Raw genomic sequence first — 18394 nt, 5'->3', positions numbered from 1 at the left:
TTCGTCTTATCTATATGCGACAGCGTTATCGTTCGCATCGAATGGCGCAGCTACATTTTTACGGGGGAACATTTTGACGATGGACGCGCAAGCCGCTCGTCGCCCGGTTTTTTTGACCACGTGTGCGCGTTGCGGCGGTAAGTTATTCGAGCCAGTTAATTTTTGTCCACATTGCGGAGCGCCTGCGAAGCTCGCGTCCAGCGAAAGCGCCTCGGTGAAGAAGCCCGATGCTCCAACGGCATCCAGAACGGCGAGTGCAACTGCGGCACGGCCCAAGGTTGCGCCCGAGGGTCGCAGCCAGCCGGTTCGGCCGACACGCCTGGCCGGGGCTGACCCCTATGGCGACACGCGTTCGCCTTCGCTATTGCGTGGCGGTTCCCGAAACTGGCGTGTGAAAGTTGGAGCCGCCGCGCTGGCGGCATTAGTCGTGCTCTGCGGAGCAGTGGTGTTGTTGCACCGGCATGATGATTCCTCTGATGGGGAACAGGCAGCGGCGTCGAACACGGTGCAAGGTAGCGTCACGCCAAATGGCACGGGTCAGGCCAGACAGGCGCCGGCCGCTAACGCGCCGACAATCGCGCCCGGCCCGGCGCAAAATCCAGCGGGGGCGCAAAGCCCGACGGTGACAGCGGGACCCACGCCTGCGTCGGAGGCCGTGTCCGCACCGCCCCCGCCGTCCACTGCGACACCTCAGCCATCTCAATCGGTGTCCTCGCCGAGAGAGGGCGACAAGAATCAGAGGCTGATGGCTCTGGCACTTGCGCGGGCACACGCCGGTCTCGAGAAAAACGACCTGCATATGGCACGCTCGGGCGTTTTTTGGGCGCTGTCGTTGCAGCACGACAATAGCGAGGCACTCATGTTGAAGCAGGAGTTGCTATCGCGAGAAAGAGCGCGTCGTACCCCATGAGCACCACGTGCGGAGCCCGTATTTAATTAATTGATTGTCGAACTCCGTGAGATAGGAGCAGGGGACACGTCTGACGGGTCAGGCGAATCGTCATGGGTGAACCGACCAGGATCCGGCGCATTGCAATGCAATGCGCCGACGTCTCCAACTGTACGCCTGCCATCTGAAATGCAGCGAGCGGTCAGCATGGGTCCATCCTTCACTCGATCTCGCGATACCCAGTGCTATAGTGTGTTCCACACTCTTCTGCGATCCTGACTGCCATGTTTTGCGACGCATGCGACGGAATGCTACAGAGCGCTACTCCTGTTCCCCATCCGCAATTGGAGAAAGCACGCTGTTCGACAAGGCTGCGTCCGCTACGTCGCAGCCCGCTCGAAGTGTGCAGATATCGTTGTCTGCAGTGCGGGGTGAACTGGATGCTCGAAACTGACATGTCGAATCCAGGCGTGCAAGAGTGGATCTGTCTTTACCAATCGTCGAGCATTCTCGAGCCCGGCAGCGTTTCGGCTGTCACTTCGCAGTCGGAAGCTGATTCTCCAAAGATCACGCACGTGAACGCAGCTCATGCGGTGGGCCCGGAACGGCCTTATCAAATGTTGATCCGGCTAGGATCGCTGCCATTCCTGTAACGCGATAAATGACTAGGCGCTAATGTCGGTGAATTGTCGCAAAGTCAATCACATTCAATACTTGATGTCGCGAGCTGTCTGCCGGCCGTGTTGCTTGGTTTCACGTTTATCCTGCCTGCATTGCGAGTTGGATTGCTGGTTGGCAGCCCGGCAATCCCGTTTTGTGTGGCGGGAGCCCTGGCGTGTTTCCTGTCGAACATCACGTCCAGCGCGACGTTGCTGAGCCTGTTCGGTTGCCATCGAATTCCCGGCAGAGACTGCCAGCAAGATTGCGGCGAAAGTCACCGCGCACCGTCTATTCCGTAAGAACATGATGCAGTCTCCCTGGGCGTGATGGCTCAGGCGCGATGTCACGCCTGTCGTGATATGGTCGCCTTTGCTTCCGCGATCAATGGACACTCGGTCTCGTCGTCACCGTGCGTTCGCGGTGTCACGTGTGTCAATTCAGATCGAGAAGATGACTTGCACGGTAACGCACCTACAACCACAAATGCAATGCTTCTTCTTCCCGGGCAGAACAGTTTTCCCGCCGCCCGACCCGTCATTGGACCAAAGTCCAATACAAACTTTTGTTCGGCGTGTATAGGCTGAAATTCTCTACCTGCGGGTCATAGGGCGTGTGTCATGCAAATCATGAATATGGCCTGAAGAGAATCTGGACGCGAGTCCAACGGTTTCTGAATTCAAGCGGGGGCGCGGTTAGCAAAAAGATCTACGACCACAAGAAATCGGAAGATGCTGCGACTAAAGCCGCCCATCACGGCATGAGTCAGGGAAAGTGCTTTGCATTCGCAAGGTGTTACGCGTTCGCGGCCGAATGTGAATGGAACTGGCGCACGTTCGCGACAAGATACGAGGCCTCTGCATACCAGCTTCAACAGTGGCATTTACGTCAATATCAGTGCGCGTTTCTCCCTGCCATGCCGGTGATGCCGATTTGGGCTCGCCCTGATTTGTCGCCGGCAAATGATCAGGGTGACCTGCCGGGAGGATAGTCATGCTGCTCACACCGGATACCCAACGGGTGCTGTCCCGGCAATTGCTCGATGTACTGATCCGCGCCGGACTCGTCGCCGTTCTGGCCATCTTCTGTTTCCGGATCTTTGTCCCGTTCCTCAACCTCATGGTTTGGGCATTGATCCTTGCCATCACGCTGTATCCGCTGCAGGTCAGGCTTCGGCGTTCGCTCGCCGGCAAGGATGGCCTGATCGCCACGGTGATCATCCTCTGCGCATTCGTGATAATTCTCGTGCCGACCTACTTGCTGGGCGTCGCGGTGGCCAATTCGATCGAGCGGGCGATGGCCGTTTTCAGGAGCGGCAGCTTCCAGATTCCGCCACCTGATCAATCCGTCGCCGCGTGGCCGCTAATAGGCGAGCGGGTTTATGGCTTCTGGACGCAGGCTTCGACCGATCTCACTGGACTCGCGCAGAAGTTCGCACCGCAACTCAAGGAAGCCGGGCTCGCAATTCTCGGCACGGTCACGGGTCTGGGTGCGGGACTGCTGGTCTTTTTCATTGCGCTGATCGTCGCGGGCATTTTCATGGCGCATGGAGAGAAGGGCTACCAGAGTTCAGTGCAGATTGCCTCGCGCATCTCGGGTCCCGAAAACGGCCAGCAGATTGCCGATTTATGCACGTCCACCATTCGGGCCGTGGCGCAGGGCGTGGTCGGTATTGCGTTTATCCAGATGCTGCTCATCGGCATCGCGTTCATCGTCATGGGTATTCCCGGCGCGGGCCTGCTCGCGCTTGCCGTGCTGCTGATCGGCATCATGCAGTTACCCGCAACGCTGATTACAGTACCCGTCATCATTTTCGTGATTGTGACGCAGGGGGTGAGCACGGCGACGGTGGCATTCTCCGTCTACGTTTTCGTTGCCGGTCTGGCCGATAACGTGCTCAAACCGCTGTTGCTGGGCCGTGGCGTCGCGGTGCCGATGCCCGTGGTGCTGATCGGTGCGATCGGGGGCATGGTGACGGGCGGCGTGATCGGGCTGTTCATTGGTCCCGTCATGCTCGCGGTGGGTTACCAGCTGTTCTGGCGATGGGTGAAAGACCAGCCGGCATCCGCGCAGTGCCAGACACCCGAACAACCCTGAGTCTCCAGAGACCGCGCTGTGTCGCCTTCAATGCTCCCATGCGGGGCGGCGATGCCGCTTCGCACCGTGTTGCTGATCGGGAGCCTCTCGGGCCTCCTGAACGGGTGCATGCGCGTGGGCCCGGACTTTCATCCGCAGCATGAGGCGTGGAGCGAGCACTGGAGCAGCGCATCGATCGGGCAGGTCACGCAGCAGGCAGCGCAACCCGATGCGCGTCAGTGGTGGCAGATTTTCGGCGACGAGAACCTCGAGCATCTGATCGCGCAAGCCGATGCAAACAACGGCGATCTGAAGATTGCCGGCCTGCGCGTGATCGAGGCCCGCGCGCAGCTCGGTATCGCGCTGGCGGGACGCTATCCCCAGGTGCAGCAGGTCAACGCCGACGTGCTTTACGCGGCGCGCAAGAACTCGGATGGCTTCAACCCGCGCTCGGGTGCCTACTGGCAATACGGCACGGGCTTCAGCATCGGCTGGGAACTCGACTTCTGGGGGCGTTTCAGCCGCGCAATCGAGTCGGCCGACGCCGCGTTCTTTGCCGCGCAAGCCAACCGCGATGCCGCGTTGGTCCTGTTGCATGCGCAGGTTGCCGATACCTATTTCACGCTGCGCACGGCCGAGGCGCGTCTGCGCATCGCGCGGGACAACGCCCGCTTGCAGAAGCGCAGTTACGACATCGCGCAAAAGCTCTTCAAGAGCGGCGAGACGGATGAGCTCGACTTCCAGCAGGCCAAAACGCAGTATCTGGGCACGCTGAGCAGCATCCCCGAACTCGAGAGCCAGAGCATTCTCGCGCGTCATGCGCTGTCCGTACTGACGGGGCGACCGCCCGGGCCGCTGCCGGAACTCGACGTGCAGCCCGGCAAGGAAGGCGTGATCCCGCTCGTCGACCATGCCGTGCTGCAGGACGTGCCCGCCGATCTGCTATTGCGCCGCCCCGACGTTCGTGCTGCCGAGTATCAGATGGCCGCACAGTCGGCGCAGATCGGTGTGGCGAAAGCCGATCTGTACCCATCCGTGTCGCTGGTGGGCTCGCTCGTCTGGAGCGCGAGTTCGCTCACCGGCTCACCGAATACGCTGGCCGTGGTAGCCGGCCCGAGCGTCACGTGGAACGTGTTCGATCATGGCCGGATCATCAACAACGTGCGCGTGCAGGACGTCCGGCTGCAACAGTTGACGGTCGCCTATCAGAACACCGTGCGCGAAGCCGCGCGTGAAGCGGATGATGCCGCGACCGCGCTGATCTCCGCATTGCAGCGGGACACCATTCTGAACGACGCTCAAGGGGCCGCGCGGCGCTCGCTCACGCTCGCCAATACGATCTATCGCGAAGGGTATTCGGACTTTCAGCGCGTGCTCGATGCGCAGCGCGCGCTGTTCGCACAGCAGGACGCGTATATCGTCAACCGCAGCAATGCCGTGGGCAGTCTGATCGCGTTGTACAAGGCGCTCGGCGGGGGCTGGTACACGGAGCAGCCGACCGTCGACGCGGCGACCCGCGCGCAGATGCAGGAGCGCACCAACTGGGGCGATCTGCTGAACGAGCCGGGCACGCCGCCCGCTGCCGCCGTTCCGTCCTCAGGTCCGTCCTCAGGTCCGTCCTCAGGTCCGTCCCAATGAGCGACACGCCCGAGTCCTCCAAAGCCGCACCGGCACCGTCTCCCGACGCCGATCCGTCGGGGAGGGCGGTGAAGTGGGTCGTCGGCCTGATCGTCGTGAGCCTGATCTGGTATTTGCTCGCCGATCGCTTCACGCCCTACACGCAACAGGCGCGTGTGCAGGCCTATGTCGTCCCCGTCGCCGCGGAAGTATCGGGACGGGTGACGCGCGTCCTCGTGCACAACAACCAGGAGGTCAACGCGGGTGACGTGCTGTTCGAAATCGACAGCGAGCAATACCGTATTTCCGCCGATCGCGCACGGGCCGACCTCGAGTCCACGCGCCGACAGGTCGGCGCCAGCACGGCCGGCATCGATTCGGCGCTCGCGTCGCTGCGAGCGGCGATCGCAAACGAGGTCAAGGCGCGCCAGGACAGCGAGCGCCTGGAACGGCTGTACCGCGAAGACGAAGGCACGGTCTCGCTTCGACGTCTCGAGGTGGCCCGCGCGACGCACGAGCAGGCCGAAAGCCAGGTTGCCGCAGCGCGTGCCGAAGTGGAGCGTGCGCGTGAGCAGCAGGGCGGTCACGACGCGGAGAACGCGCAATTGCGCAGCGCGGCGGCTGCTGTCCAGAAGGCCGAACTCGATCTGGCCAACGCGCGTATTACGGCCCGCACAGGTGGCGTCATCACGGATCTTCGCGCCGAGGTCGGTCAGTTCGCGGCGGCAGGCAATCCGGTGATGACACTGATCGCAATCGGCACCGTGTGGATCAGCGCCGATATGACCGAGAACAACCTGGGCCACCTCCGGCCCGACACGCCCGTGGCTATTGCACTGGACGCACTGCCGGGCGAAGTCTTCGAAGGGCGCGTCCGCAGTATCGGTTATGGCGTGAGCGCGGGGCAGAGCACGCCACCCGGCGGTCTGCCTACCGTGCAGAACAGCCGCGACTGGTTGCGTCCCGCCCAGCGCTTTCCGGTCATCGTCGAGTTCGACCCGAATGAGCGCGCGCGTCTGCACGACATCCGCGTCGGCGGACAGGCCGAGGTGATGGCGTTTCCAAGTCAGGGCAATCCGCTCAATCCGCTGGGTCGCGTGTTTCTGCGCGTGATGAGCTGGGTCTCCTACCTCTACTGACGTCGATGGCAATCACCCTCCAGATCCTCGGTCGCCGCACGCTGCGCGTTGCCACAGGGACGGCACTCTGCCTCGCGGTCAGTTTCGGGCTGGACCTGCCGATTCCCGTGGTCGGGCCGGTGTTCGCCGTCTTTCTGCTCGCGACGCAAAACCGGCCACTGTCGTTCAGGGCAGGCATCTCGTTCGCACTGGTCGTCGCATTGACCACGGGCAGTGGCTTGCTACTCGTTCCGCTGCTTCGTCATTACGCGTTCGCTGGCGTGATGATCACGGGTCTCATGCTGTTTCTGGCCTTTCGCTACGGATTGCGCGGCGGGAACAATCTGGTCGCCACCTTTCTGGTGGCGGGACTGACGATGATCTCCGCAGCGGGTACCGCCGACTTCCAGTTGGCCGCGACGGTCGTTGGCGCACTGGTGAAGGGGCTCATGCTTGCCGTGGTGGTATCGGCTTTGGTCCACCGGCTGCTTCCTGAGCCCTTGAGTGCGCAGCCCCAGCGTGCGGCGCCCGTCATGCCGAACGGCCTGGCCGTACGCGTTGCGCTGCGCGCCGCGCTCGTAGTGATGCCGGTCTACCTGCTCGCGATGACCGACCCGGCGAGCTACATGCCGATCATCATGAAGTCCGTCAGCCTCGGCCGACAGAGTTGCACCACGTCGGCCCGCAGTGCGGCGCGCGATCTCATCGGCTCCACGCTGCTAGGCGGCCTGCTCGCGGTCGCGTTCTGGTTCGCACTCAGGCTCTTCGTGGACCTGTGGATGTTCTTTCTTTGGATGCTGCTGTTCGGTCTGCTGGTGGGACGCAAACTGTATCGCATCAGCCCGACGCGTTACTCGCCGGGATTCTGGCTGAACAGCCTCGTCACGATGATCATCCTGCTCGGCCAGTCGGTGCAGGATAGCGTGGCAGGCAAGGACGTCTACAGCGCATTCGCCGTACGCATGGGGCTCTTTCTCGCTGTGACGCTCTACGCGTGTCTGACGCTTCAGCTCTTCGACCACTACAGCCGTGCACACTGACATAGCGCGACGGCGCGACTGATGAGAAGCGTGATTTCCGATTGGACCAAGGTCCAATATCACCGGCGCCATGCAGTGAATAAACTGAAAGCAAAGCGTCTTTGCTGGTCGGCGACGCGGTTCCGCAGCCCGCCCCCAATGCGTTGCCTGGAACCCTGTCGACGGTCTGTTCAGGAGAACACCAGATGACGAAGTTGCTGATCGACGTAGTCATCTTCCTTGCGGCGGCGCTGATTGCCGTGCCGCTGGCAGTCCGCCTCGGCTTTGGCGCCGTACTTGGCTATCTGGTGGCCGGCATCGTGATCGGCCCGTGGGGATTGAAGCTGGTGACCGACATCGACGCGATCCTCCATTTTTCCGAATTGGGCATCGTGTTGATGATGTTCGTGATCGGACTGGAAATGCGGGTCGACGCATTATGGGCGATGCGCCGTACTATCTTTGGCTACGGCACCATGCAGATGACCGTCTGTGCCGCGGCGTTGTCGGGGATTTTCCTGGTGTTGGGGCTGCCCTGGCGCATCGCGTTGGCGGGCGGCCTTGCGCTGTCGCTGTCATCGACGGCAATGGTGATGTCCGAACTTCAGGAGCGCAAGTTGATGGATGAGCCGACGGGCCGTGCCGGGTTCGGCATTCTGCTGTTTCAGGACATGGCAGCGATCCCGCTGATTGCTCTGCTGCCGTTGCTTGGGCCGACGGTGCCCACTCCCGCAGAGGAACCGGGTTGGCTCGTCGCCCTGAAAGCGCTGGCCATGTTGGGTGCGATCGCGCTTGTCGGCCGTTATCTGTTGCATGTCGTGCTGCGTTTGATTACCAGCATTGGCGTTCCCGAGATTTTCACCGCGTTTGCACTGCTCTGGATCGTAGGCATCGCATTGCTCATGGAAAGCGTTCATCTGTCGATGTCTCTGGGCGCCTTTGTCGCGGGTGTACTGCTTGCGGACTCGGACTTTCGCCACCAGGTCGAAATCGACATGGCGCCCTTCAAGGGATTGTTGCTCGGTCTGTTTTTCATTGCAGTGGGGACGTCGATCGATTTCGGTGTGTTGATGCGCGAGCCGGTACGTGTCGCGGTACTCGTCGTGGCACTGGTCGGTATCAAGTCGATTGCACAGTGGCTGCTTGCGAACCGGTTTGGCGTGCCGCCTTCGCAACGCAGCTATTTCGCGATTCTGCTGTCACAAGGCGGCGAGTTCGCGTTCGTGGTGATGGCCGCTTCGCTGGCCGCGGGGGTGATCGATCAGCGTCAGTCGTCCCTTGTTACGCTGGTCGTTGCGCTCTCGATGGTCGCGACGCCTTTACTGTTGCTCGTGCATCGCCGGCTCTTGCAGCCGTTTGCCAGTCGTGAGGTTGGAGAAGGGTAGTCGAGCGCATCCATTGCGAAGCCGGATCGCGGATTACCCGGGGCCGTCGATCGCGACGAATCTCTTCTGCCTTGATTGAATCCGGCAAGACCACGAGGAGTGCCGCTAACATGTCAAATGAACGCGAACCCTTGATTGAGCCGATCGACAGAGTCTGCGAGATCGTCTTTGGTGTGCTGATGGCGCTGTCGTTCACAGGCGCCCTTAGCGTTGCGACCGCCGGCAGCCAGGAAGTCCGGACGATGACGTTCACCGCGCTCGGGTGCAACCTCGCGTGGGGGCTCGTCGATGCCGTCATGTATCTGATACGCACAGCCACTGAGCGACGCAGGAAGGTCACGTTGCTGGCGCGGCTCCGGGCGACACAAGACAAGCCCGAATCGCATCGCCTGATTGCCGATGCGCTCCCGCAACTTTACGCGGCCATCGTCCAGCCTGCGGTGCTCGATGCACTGCGCCAGGGGCTGCTTACCGTACGCGTGCCGGCTGTCCGGCTCGAGGGGAAAGACTATGCCGCCGCATTCGGCATATTCGCGCTGGTCGTCCTCGCGACTTTCCCGGTCGTGGTTCCGTTCATGTTCATTTCGAAAGTCGTGCTGGCGTTGCGCGTCTCGAACGCACTCGCCGTTATCACGCTCTTCATCGGCGGGTTTGCGCTCGGTCGCTACACGGGTGGAAGACCGTGGGCGTACGGTCTTGCCATGTCCGGAATTGGCGTCGCACTGCTTGCGATCATCATCGCTTTAGGAGGTTGATTAGGCGTATCGGCTACCGCAGGGCGAACACCTCCCTGAAGCTTTCGGTGGAGTACTTTCTTTAGACCAATGCAGCAACACGGTTTGACCGTGAACCACGATGGAGGTAACCATGCTCAGAAGAAAGTTTATAAAGACGGGTAGCGCTGCACTCGCTGTTTCGGGCCTGACGCTGGCAGGTTTCACGGTGACACTGAGCGACGTCCTCGCCGCCGAGTCCAACACAGCGAAACGGCATGAAATCGACACCAAGGTCCACGCGACCTTGTCGCGCCTGTACGAGACGGTCAAAGGATCGAAGGAACTCGTCGGCAAGGCGAACGGCGTTCTCGTGTTCCCATCCGTGCTGAAGGTCGGCTTCATCGCGGGCGGCGAATATGGCGAAGGCGCATTGCACGTAGGCGGGAAGACGTCTGGGTACTACAGCACGGTGTCGGGCTCGTTCGGTTTGCAGGCAGGCGCACAATCGAAGGCCGTCATTTTTCTGTTCATGACGCACGAGGCGCTCAACAGCTTTCGCAATTCCAAAGGCTGGTCGGTTGGTGGCGAAGGGTCGGTCGCGCTGTTGAAGGTCGGCGCGAACGGAGAGATCGATACGACGACGGCCACCGCGCCCGTCGAAGCGATCGTGCTGACCAATGCCGGTCTGATGGGGGACGTGTCGCTGTCAGGCACTAAAGTTTCGCGCCTGAAAATCTGATGACGAAGCCTGCTGGGTTTCGATGGCGAACGTCGATAGAGGGGACAGTGTCGCATCGCGTGCCGCTTTTCCTGCAAGATATTTGCACCGCCAAGTGTGCGCTGTCCCACCTCGCGGCCTGTCGCTGCGCCAACCGATGTTCTATCGTCGATCTGAAGCCGTGTGTTCAGACAAACCCGTGGCGAACGCGAACGTCACTGCTCCACTAACCAGCATCTCTTTACAAAAGGCGTTATCCAATCGTTTTGTATCAGTCGGGAGAGCGCCGGTTGGCTACCTGCACCCGTCGAATGAACAGGGGAGTTCACATTTCCAGGAGCGAATGTCGTGGAAGAACTCGACGAATTCTTCTGGAGTGACCTGCTCGACTACATCGACGAAGGGCGGGTCATTGCAGTGGTGGACGACGGGCTGCTGCCCGTCAGTCAGGACGGTCGATCGCTGGGATTCGATGCGCTCGTCGCCACCCGGCTGGCCGAAAAGCTCCGCATCGGCCTGACCGGACTCGACGATCCGCCGCGGCTCGACGACGTCGTCAGCCGTTACCTGCTGCAGCCGCGCGCGCGCAAGGAAGACCTGTACGTTCGCACCTCGCAGGTCGTGAGAGATCTGGAGATCGAGCCGCCGCAAGCGTTGCTGGATCTCGCCGCGGTGTGCCCGTTCGATCTGTTCGTGACGCTGTCGTTCGACGGCCTGCTGACCCGCGCAATCGATCTCGTCCGTCACGGCGGGGAAGCGCGCACTGACGTCGTGACCTTCTCTCCGAATCGGCCCGCCGATCTGCCGCTCCCGCGCGGGCGCCTGACCTCGCCAACCGTGTTCCATCTGCTCGGCCGCCAGTCGTCAGCGCCCGATTGGGTGATCTGCGACGAGGATCGCCTGGAGTTCCTTCATGCGTTGCAGGACGACGCGCGCCGGCCGAAGCTGCTGTTCGATGCATTGCGCGACGACCATCTGCTGCTGCTCGGTTGCCGGCTGCCGGACTGGCTCGCGCGTTTTTTCCTGCGCGCTGCCAAGAACGAACGGCTCTCGTCACGTCGCGAAACGGTGGAATACCTGGTCGATCCGATGGCTGCGCGCGATCCGGCGTTGAAAGCCTTTCTCGCCGACTTCAGCCCGGCAACCCGGGTCGTCTCGCTGGAGCCGACCGTTTTTTGCGCCGAGTTGCGCACGCGTTGGGTCCAGCGTCATCCCGCGGGCGTTGCGAAAGTGCCATCGACGCCCGTCGCGCAGCGCGCTGTAGAGGGCGCAGTGTTCATCAGCTATTCGAGCCAGGATACAGACGCCGTGCAAGGTCTCGCTCGAGAACTCGATGCTGCAGGCATCGACGTATGGTTCGATCGAAGTGAGCTTCGGGGCGGCGATGATTGGGAGCGCAACATCCGGCGTGGCGTGGACACCAGCAGCCTGTTCATGCCCGTGATTTCGCGCGCCACGCACGACCCTGGCCGGCGGCGCGACTATTTCTGGCGCGAGTGGATGGCCGCCGACGAGCGCGCTCGCGGCATGGCGCCCGACGAACCCTTCCTCGTCCCGGTGGTGATCGACGACACGCCGACGTACGGCGACTGGCTCCCCGACCGCTTTCGCTCAGCCCAATGGATGACGCTGCCGGGCGCGCGCACTGACGAGCGGTTCGTCGCGCACGTGCGCGATCTCTACCGGCAAATCTCCAGCCGCGCACGGCGGAGCTGACATGGCAGATGACGCTGTCGAGCCCGGGGACGAAAAGCTGTCGACGGATGCGCTGACGCCGTCGCGCCCCTGGCCCGGCCTCGCGTCGTTCACCGAGGCCGATCAATACTTCTTTCGCGGTCGCGAGAACGAGGGCGAAGAACTTGCGCGGCTGGTGCGCCGTGAAGTGCTGACCGTCCTGTTCGGCCGCTCGGGGCTGGGAAAGACTTCGCTGCTCAATGCGGGGCTGTTTCCGCGATTGCGCGAGAACCTGCACGTGCCCGTGATGATACGTCTCGCGCACGGCGCCGCATTGCCGCTGCGCGACCAGGTCTGGCAGGCGCTCGCCGCCGCTTGCAGTGCCGCTGGCGTCGACGCAACGGAGCCGTTGCCGGGGGCGTCGTTGTGGGAACACTTTCATCGCGCCGGTGCCGGGTTCTGGAACACGCGCAACCGGGCCGTGATACCCGTGCTGGTTTTCGATCAGTTCGAAGAGCTGTTCACGCTCGGCCAGGTCGACGAAGAGACGCGCCGCCGCGCTGCCGGCTTCGTCAACGAGCTTTCGGACCTGATCGAAAACCGCCCGCCGGAAGCGTTGCGTCAAGCGCTCGATGCCGGCACGGTACCCGCGGAGCGCATCGATTTCGGCCGCCGGGATTGCAAGGTCGTGCTGAGCTTTCGCGAAGACTTCCTGGCGGACGTGGAAGGCTTGCGCGGGAGCATCCCGTCGCTCATGCGCAACCGCTACCGCCTGTTGCCGATGGACGGCTACCAGGCCCGTGCGGTGGTCGACAGCGGCAGTGCGCTCGTGGCGCCGGCGGTGGCCGAGTGCATCATCGGTCTGGCGTGGCGCAATCGCGCCGAAGCGCCTTCGCCAGACGACTATAGCCGGATGGAGGTCGATCCCGCGCTTCTGAGCGTGATCTGCAGCGAACTCAATTTGCGTCGTATCGCACAGGGTAGCGATCACATCGGTGCCGAACTGGTAGCCAGCGCCGAGCGCGAGATTCTCGTCGATTTCTATGAGCGCTCGCTGCGAGATGTCGACCCGCGTGTGCGTGTGTTTATCGAGGATGAGCTGATCACGGCCGCTGGCCACCGCGACAGCTATGCGCTCGAGGATGCGCTCGTGCTGCCCGGTATCTCGCGCGCCGACATCGAGCGGCTGGTGGCCGGCCGGCTGCTGCGCGTCGATGACCGTTTCGGCGTTCGCAGGCTCGAACTCACCCATGATGTGCTGACGCGCGTCGTCAAGGACAGTCGCGATGCGCGGCAGGCCCGTGAAGCGGCGGCGGCTGCCGCGGCGCGCGTGCGTGAGGCGCTGGAGATACAGCGGCGTAACCGCCGCAACGCAATGTGGGTCGGCGCTGGCTTCGTGTTCGCAGTGGCTTTGCTGCTCGTTGCGGCGTACGCCGCATACGAAGCGACGGTGCAACGAGACCGTGCGCGTACGGCGCAGAACGATGCTGTCGCCGCGAAGCAGCAGTTGGTCAAGGAGACCGAGAAATCGATTCAGGCGAAGCTCGCAATCGAGGAAGCCCAGGAAAAGATGAAGCAGGCGGCAGTGGAGTTGCAAAAGATGGGCGACTCCGCAGCCGAGGCCGATCGTCGTGCGAAAGAGGCGCAGGCGGTCGCAGCGAAAGATGCCGCGTTGGCAGCTATCCAGCAGAAGCGGGCAGACGAAGCCACCACGCATGCCGGGCAACTGACGCGCGAGGCGATGATCTCCGGCGTGATCGCCAATGCCAGTTCCGAGGACGCGGAGCATCCCGATCGCGCGCTGCTGCTGGGTGCCGAAGCCAGCCACGCGGACCCCTTGCGGCTGGATGCGCAGCTTGCGCAACTGGCGCGGCTGATTGCCGACGAAGGCGTGCACAAAATGCTGCGGATCGGCGATAAGGTGACCGCGTCGGCAACCAGCGCTGACGGCAAGCGGATGGCGATGGGTACCGACGGCGGCGACGTCATCGATCTGGATATGACGACGTGGACCGTGCTGAGGCGCTGGAGAGGGCATGACGCTGCCGTGCGGGCGTTGGCATACGACCAGGGCGCATCACGTCTCGTATCCGCCGATGCAAAGGGTAACGTCATCGCCTGGCAAGTGCGCGATGCGAAGGAAATCGGGCGTGTCACGGTCCGCGATGCCCGCGAGATCAGAAGGATCGTCGTCAGTCATCGTGGCCAGTTCGTTGCGGTTGGCAGCAGCTCGCAGGTCTACGTGTGGACGATGCCCGGCCAACCGGGTGATGCGGTGTTGAAGCGCGTCGGCAGCGGCGACGGTCAATGTCTCGGGTTCGACCGCGAAGACGCCACGCTGCTCTATGGTTTCGGAAATAGCATCGTCGCTGCGCCGCTGCCCGTCACGGGCACGGCACCGTCGCCCAGGGCCACACGGCCCTTGCTCGCGCGCACGCCCGACTGCCGCTTCGATGCCTTGCTTCACACTAACCCCGATGGCAAGCGCGTCGTCGAGCTTCGCGACGAATCGACCGACACGGTCATCGGAACATTGGACGCAGACGCAGGCGAATTACAAGCAGTCTTCGAACCGCGCGGCGGCTTTTTCGCGCTTCGGGGTGCCCAGGCGACAAGCGTGTGGAAGATCCAACCGCTGCAGAAGATCGGCACGATACGTCATGAAAGCGGCAGAGCCGTTCGCATGTCGTTGAGTCCGGACGGCCGGTGGCTGGCCACGGCCCTGGCCAGCGGTGAGGAGATGATTCAGCCTACCAACGGCGGCCGGGCGCGAGTCAAGACGAGGCAAGGACAGCGCGTTGCCGGCTTTCAGTTTTCGCCGAACGGCGACACCGTCGCTTACCAGGTCGACCAGCAGGAGACGCTGTACACCATATGGTCGCTCGCGCCGGGGTCTGTATTGCGGTCCGGCAAATCCCTGTACTACGCCGAGGAAGTGGAATTCAACCGCAGCGGCAAGGTGCTGGCGACCGTTCCGGCAGGCACCGATATCGCCGATTTCTGGAATCCCGACGATGCCATGCAATTGCGTAGCGAAAGCGGCATGCTTCGCGCCGAGTTCAGTCCTGACGGTTCGCTTCTCGCTATTCAGCGCGCCAACGGCACCGTCGATGTACTGGATATGACCGGCCATGTTCTTCGGCAGCTTCAGAAGCCGGCGGAGGCCGACGTCGAGCGCTTTGCGATAAGTTGGGACAACCGGCGTCTTGCGATCACGCTGTCCGACGGGTCGATCCATGTGTACGAGATAACGGCAGCGGGACGCGAAACTGTGCTGTCCGGGAAGCGTGGCTCGGAAGTCGTCGCGTTCAGTCCCGACGGCCGGGTGCTGGCGGTGGCGGGCGACGATGGCGTCGTGCGCCTGTTCCGCTTCGGGTCGCAAAAGCCCATGATCGAATTGCCTGATCCGCACAAGGAGAGCGTACGTCAGCTGGCATTCAGCCCGGACGGCAAGCGGCTCGTATCGGGGGGCGACGATCAGATGGCGATTCTGCACGACGTCGAAAGCGGTCAAACTGTGGCCAAATTCGGCCCTCATGACGGCCCGGTTGACCGGCTGGTATTCATTGGCAACGGCGAGGCGCTCGTCAGCGGTGACGCGAAGGGGGAACGCCACGTGTGGGATCTCCGCAAGGGGAGCCAACTGGCCAGGCTGCGTGCCGCGGGCGGCACTGTGTCGAGCGTCGATATCAGTCCGGGCGGACGTCGTGTGGCTGTGTTGCATGAGGATCAGACTGTGTCGTTGCGCAACTGGGACAGCGAGTCGATGCTGACGGATGCTTGCGCGATCGCGAATCGCAATCTCGATTGTGCGGAGTGGCGACAGTTCATGTCGGGGGCGCCTTATCGCAAGACGTGTGCGGCGTTGCCTGCGCCAAAGCCGGCTTGTCATTGAGAGGGATATACGGTTGTGGTCATTCCGTGTGGGGTAAAGCCGAATGGTATCGGTGAAGATCCTTTGTTCGTAACTGGCGTAAGAACTGAATCGTCTTCTTTGTGGAAGATATCCGGTAGAAAGCAAATTAAATGAGACGATTTTGCTTTTTTACCGATGCCGCCTTCAGGCGTCCTTTTGATGGCTACACTTCTTGGGAGAGTGGATGAATCTGTAAAAGCAGATCATCGCTTGACATTGAAGCGTGTCAGATAGTTGTGCAGGAGAAAGCGGACGCCAGCCCGCTCGCGGGCACGGCCTACCAGACCCGGTAAGGCAATCCCATGGAATTTCTCTTATTGGCCGCAATTTTCACTACGTCGACTGCATTTCTTTTCGGCGCATCGGGGGCACCATCACCGCCCGCGGAGATCGAGCCAACCTCCGTTTCCAGACACATCGAAGATGGGGCAATTGGCTTGCCGCTAATTTCCCAATTGCAAGGGGCGAACGGCCTGTTCGCTCAGCAAGCTGGCGGAGTGACCTTCGGCAATACGATGTCGGACGAGCGCATCAGCAGTGAAGCGCACGACTGAACCGTTTGTTTGACGCTGTGACGATTACCGTTTATCTCGTGCGGCTTTCACGGCATATCGCGTGACAGCAAGAGACCGCGATGTGTCCGCCAGGCGGCGAATTGCTTGAATGTTCAGCCTGTCGAGAACCGGCCGCCGGTTCATGAGCAAAGGCATTAAATGCTTGTGTTGCAACGAAGCTTCGTGATTATTTCATGAATCAGGGGATCGTGATGCGCGCCCACCTTGCTCTCGTTGTCGTACCTTTTGTGCTTCTTGGTTGCAACACGCCACCCATTCCCCCGGGAAAACCCGTCGATATTCCCACCGCATTGGAGCAGGTGATGACGGGGCTTTGCAACTTCAAGAAGGAACAGGCGGCGCGCGGAAAGGACTGGGGCGTCGCAATGGAATCGATTACCGTCGAACTCGACCTGACCGTGGACGGGGCAAGAAATCCACCCGTGGCCGTGGCGCCCGACATTCAGTTTATTCCGACCGTCAGTTACGGGCAGATCATCACGGCCAATCGCGGCAGCAGGATCGCGCTGACTTTCAAGAACACCAGTGGCGTTGTACCCACCGGCGAATGCGCTTTGTCCAAAGCCGAAAAATAGGTGACGTCATATCGCACTGCAAATAGTCACGGACTTCCGAGTCGTCCGATGCATTGGGAACAGTTGTCGAAATAGTTGAGAACTCAAAGAAAGAACGAATCGCATTTGTCGGTCATTCGCGTGTTGTTTCTCCCGGTCTCAGGCTGAGGCAAAAATGAACAAGTTACTTATAACCGGCGCGACGACGATGATCACCCTGGCCAGCGTGGCAGCGCATGCGCAAAGCAGTGTCACGCTATACGGGCTGATCGACGCGGGTCTCACCTACACGAACAGTCAGATCAGCGGGACGGGTGGCGGACACAGCAACTGGGAGATGACGAGCGGTGCGGTTCAGTACAGTCGCTGGGGCTTGCGAGGGGCTGAAGACCTCGGCGCGGGGCTGAAAGCCGTCTTCGTCCTGGAGAGCGGCTTCAACCTGAACAACGGGCAGTTCTCGTCGAACAATCGCATTTTCAATCGACAAGCCTACGTCGGCTTGTCGAGCCGCGAATACGGCGCGCTCACGCTAGGCCGTCAAACCGACGGCATGGTCGATTTTGTCGCGCCACTTTCATTGACGGGTACGGAGTTCGGCGGTACGCATTTCGCGCATCCGCTAGACAATGACAACCTGAACGATTCGTTCCAGATAAATAACTCGGTGAAGTACATGAGCCCGGATTTTGGTGGCCTGAAGTTCGGTGCGCTGTACGGTTTTTCCAATCAGGCGGGTGGATTCACGAACAATCGCGCCTATAGCTTTGGTATGTCCTATGTATGGGGAGCGCTGAACTTCGGTGCTGGTTATCTCCAGCTCAACAGTTCTGCGCGCACGCCGGGACAGTTGAACACGAGTGGCGCAGTCACCGATACAACCGGCTCGTCCCTGCAGGGTGCGCTCTCGCCGACCTCTGTACCCTTAGGCGTACTGGCCGGCAGTCAGAAGACCTTTGGCGCCGGGGTGAACTACACCTTTGGCCCGGCGGTGGCGGGTTTCGTGTACTCGCACAGCAAGCTCGCGCAATTCTTTCAGACCGGGCTAAGTGGAACTTTCCAGAACTTCGAGGGCAACTTCCGCTATGCGCTGACGCCGGCGGTCGAAGTGTCGGGCGCCTACACCTATTCGCGCGCAGGCGGAAACGGAGGCGGCGGCATCCCCCATTGGAATCAGGTGAGTGCGATGGCCGACTACCGCTTGTCGCGGCGCACCGATGCCTACCTTCAGGGCGCGTGGCAACGCGTGAGCCCAAGCGGCACTTCGCCCTTGGGCGTGGCATGGATCAACGGCGTCACCGCGCCGGCATCCACCAGCAATCAGATTGAGGCAACCGTGGGCTTGCGGCATCGCTTCTGATGCCCCAGGAAAGACCGAATTGCCTGACAGAGCATCGTCACCATGGATTTGTGGTGGTCCGTCGAATGCCTGTTGCCCGAGTGTCCTGGCGGTTGCGTAGGAACTCATCCGCGCCCGCGCCGA

General features: G+C 61.7%; 13 protein-coding genes. 12 read left to right on the top strand and 1 reads right to left on the bottom strand.

From position 1 onward, the window contains the following. Nucleotides 1-1596 precede the first annotated feature (1596 nt). Complete coding sequence (locus PPGU16_RS42695; RefSeq protein ID WP_243460660.1) at nt 1597-1854, bottom strand: hypothetical protein; 258 nt, start codon at nt 1852-1854, stop codon at nt 1597-1599. Between the two features lie 685 nt (nt 1855-2539). Between PPGU16_RS42695 and PPGU16_RS20345 the strand changes: the two genes are divergently transcribed. From PPGU16_RS20345 to PPGU16_RS20290, 12 genes are all read left to right on the top strand, one after another. After that, on the top strand, nt 2540-3643 hold the full coding sequence (locus PPGU16_RS20345; protein WP_180724573.1) for an AI-2E family transporter: 1104 nt from the start codon (nt 2540-2542) through the stop codon (nt 3641-3643). Nucleotides 3644-3694: 51 nt separating this feature from the next. Beyond that, entirely contained in the window at nt 3695-5260 is a 1566-nt protein-coding gene (locus PPGU16_RS20340; RefSeq protein ID WP_180724572.1) for a TolC family protein, read from the top strand. Then, complete coding sequence (locus PPGU16_RS20335) at nt 5257-6378, top strand: HlyD family secretion protein (RefSeq protein ID WP_180724571.1); 1122 nt, start codon at nt 5257-5259, stop codon at nt 6376-6378. Before PPGU16_RS20340 ends, PPGU16_RS20335 begins: the two co-directional genes overlap by 4 nt. A gap of 5 nt (nt 6379-6383) precedes the next feature. Further along, nucleotides 6384-7397 (top strand): DUF2955 domain-containing protein, encoded by a 1014-nt coding sequence (locus PPGU16_RS20330; RefSeq protein ID WP_180724570.1) that lies wholly within the window; start codon nt 6384-6386, stop codon nt 7395-7397. A gap of 185 nt (nt 7398-7582) precedes the next feature. Next, a complete protein-coding gene (locus PPGU16_RS20325; protein ID WP_180725151.1) occupies nt 7583-8761 on the top strand; it encodes a monovalent cation:proton antiporter-2 (CPA2) family protein in 1179 nt (392 codons plus the stop codon). A 71-nt stretch (nt 8762-8832) separates the two neighbouring features. Continuing rightward, the gene (locus PPGU16_RS20320) at nt 8833-9516 is read left to right on the top strand and encodes a VIT1/CCC1 transporter family protein (protein WP_238269318.1); all 684 of its coding nucleotides are present in this window, start codon (nt 8833-8835) and stop codon (nt 9514-9516) included. A 112-nt stretch (nt 9517-9628) separates the two neighbouring features. Continuing rightward, nucleotides 9629-10216 (top strand): BPSL1445 family SYLF domain-containing lipoprotein, encoded by a 588-nt coding sequence (locus PPGU16_RS20315; protein WP_180724569.1) that lies wholly within the window; start codon nt 9629-9631, stop codon nt 10214-10216. Nucleotides 10217-10543: 327 nt separating this feature from the next. After that, on the top strand, nt 10544-11911 hold the full coding sequence (locus tag PPGU16_RS20310) for a toll/interleukin-1 receptor domain-containing protein (protein ID WP_180724568.1): 1368 nt from the start codon (nt 10544-10546) through the stop codon (nt 11909-11911). A 1-nt stretch (nt 11912) separates the two neighbouring features. Continuing rightward, nucleotides 11913-15764, top strand: coding sequence for a WD40 repeat domain-containing protein (locus tag PPGU16_RS20305; protein WP_180724567.1), 3852 nt, complete (start codon nt 11913-11915; stop codon nt 15762-15764). Between the two features lie 323 nt (nt 15765-16087). Continuing rightward, nucleotides 16088-16339 (top strand): hypothetical protein, encoded by a 252-nt coding sequence (locus tag PPGU16_RS20300; RefSeq protein ID WP_180724566.1) that lies wholly within the window; start codon nt 16088-16090, stop codon nt 16337-16339. A gap of 194 nt (nt 16340-16533) precedes the next feature. After that, nucleotides 16534-16935, top strand: coding sequence for a hypothetical protein (locus tag PPGU16_RS20295; protein WP_180724565.1), 402 nt, complete (start codon nt 16534-16536; stop codon nt 16933-16935). Between the two features lie 154 nt (nt 16936-17089). Next, nucleotides 17090-18271, top strand: a complete 1182-nt coding sequence (locus PPGU16_RS20290; protein ID WP_180724564.1) for a porin — start codon at nt 17090-17092, stop codon at nt 18269-18271. Nucleotides 18272-18394 lie beyond the last annotated feature (123 nt).

Origin of the sequence: Paraburkholderia largidicola (assembly GCF_013426895.1) — a bacterium.
Classification (GTDB): Bacteria; Pseudomonadota; Gammaproteobacteria; order Burkholderiales; family Burkholderiaceae; genus Paraburkholderia; species Paraburkholderia largidicola.
The sequence above is the reverse complement of the archived record's forward strand: the minus strand, read 5'-3'. Positions and strand labels throughout refer to the sequence as shown.

What these genes read in the sequence shown, in the direction of transcription:
- PPGU16_RS20325 (WP_180725151.1), top strand. Translation starts at nt 7,583, where the DNA reads ATGACGAAGTTGCTGATCGACGTAGTCATCTTCCTTGCGGCGGCGCTG.
- PPGU16_RS20340 (WP_180724572.1), top strand. Translation starts at nt 3,695, where the DNA reads ATGCCGCTTCGCACCGTGTTGCTGATCGGGAGCCTCTCGGGCCTCCTG.
- PPGU16_RS20290 (WP_180724564.1), top strand. Translation starts at nt 17,090, where the DNA reads ATGAACAAGTTACTTATAACCGGCGCGACGACGATGATCACCCTGGCC.
- PPGU16_RS20295 (WP_180724565.1), top strand. Translation starts at nt 16,534, where the DNA reads ATGAATCAGGGGATCGTGATGCGCGCCCACCTTGCTCTCGTTGTCGTA.
- PPGU16_RS20315 (WP_180724569.1), top strand. Translation starts at nt 9,629, where the DNA reads ATGCTCAGAAGAAAGTTTATAAAGACGGGTAGCGCTGCACTCGCTGTT.
- PPGU16_RS20335 (WP_180724571.1), top strand. Translation starts at nt 5,257, where the DNA reads ATGAGCGACACGCCCGAGTCCTCCAAAGCCGCACCGGCACCGTCTCCC.
- PPGU16_RS42695 (WP_243460660.1), bottom strand. Translation starts at nt 1,854, where the DNA reads ATGTTCTTACGGAATAGACGGTGCGCGGTGACTTTCGCCGCAATCTTG.
- PPGU16_RS20345 (WP_180724573.1), top strand. Translation starts at nt 2,540, where the DNA reads ATGCTGCTCACACCGGATACCCAACGGGTGCTGTCCCGGCAATTGCTC.
- PPGU16_RS20300 (WP_180724566.1), top strand. Translation starts at nt 16,088, where the DNA reads ATGGAATTTCTCTTATTGGCCGCAATTTTCACTACGTCGACTGCATTT.
- PPGU16_RS20330 (WP_180724570.1), top strand. Translation starts at nt 6,384, where the DNA reads ATGGCAATCACCCTCCAGATCCTCGGTCGCCGCACGCTGCGCGTTGCC.
- PPGU16_RS20305 (WP_180724567.1), top strand. Translation starts at nt 11,913, where the DNA reads ATGGCAGATGACGCTGTCGAGCCCGGGGACGAAAAGCTGTCGACGGAT.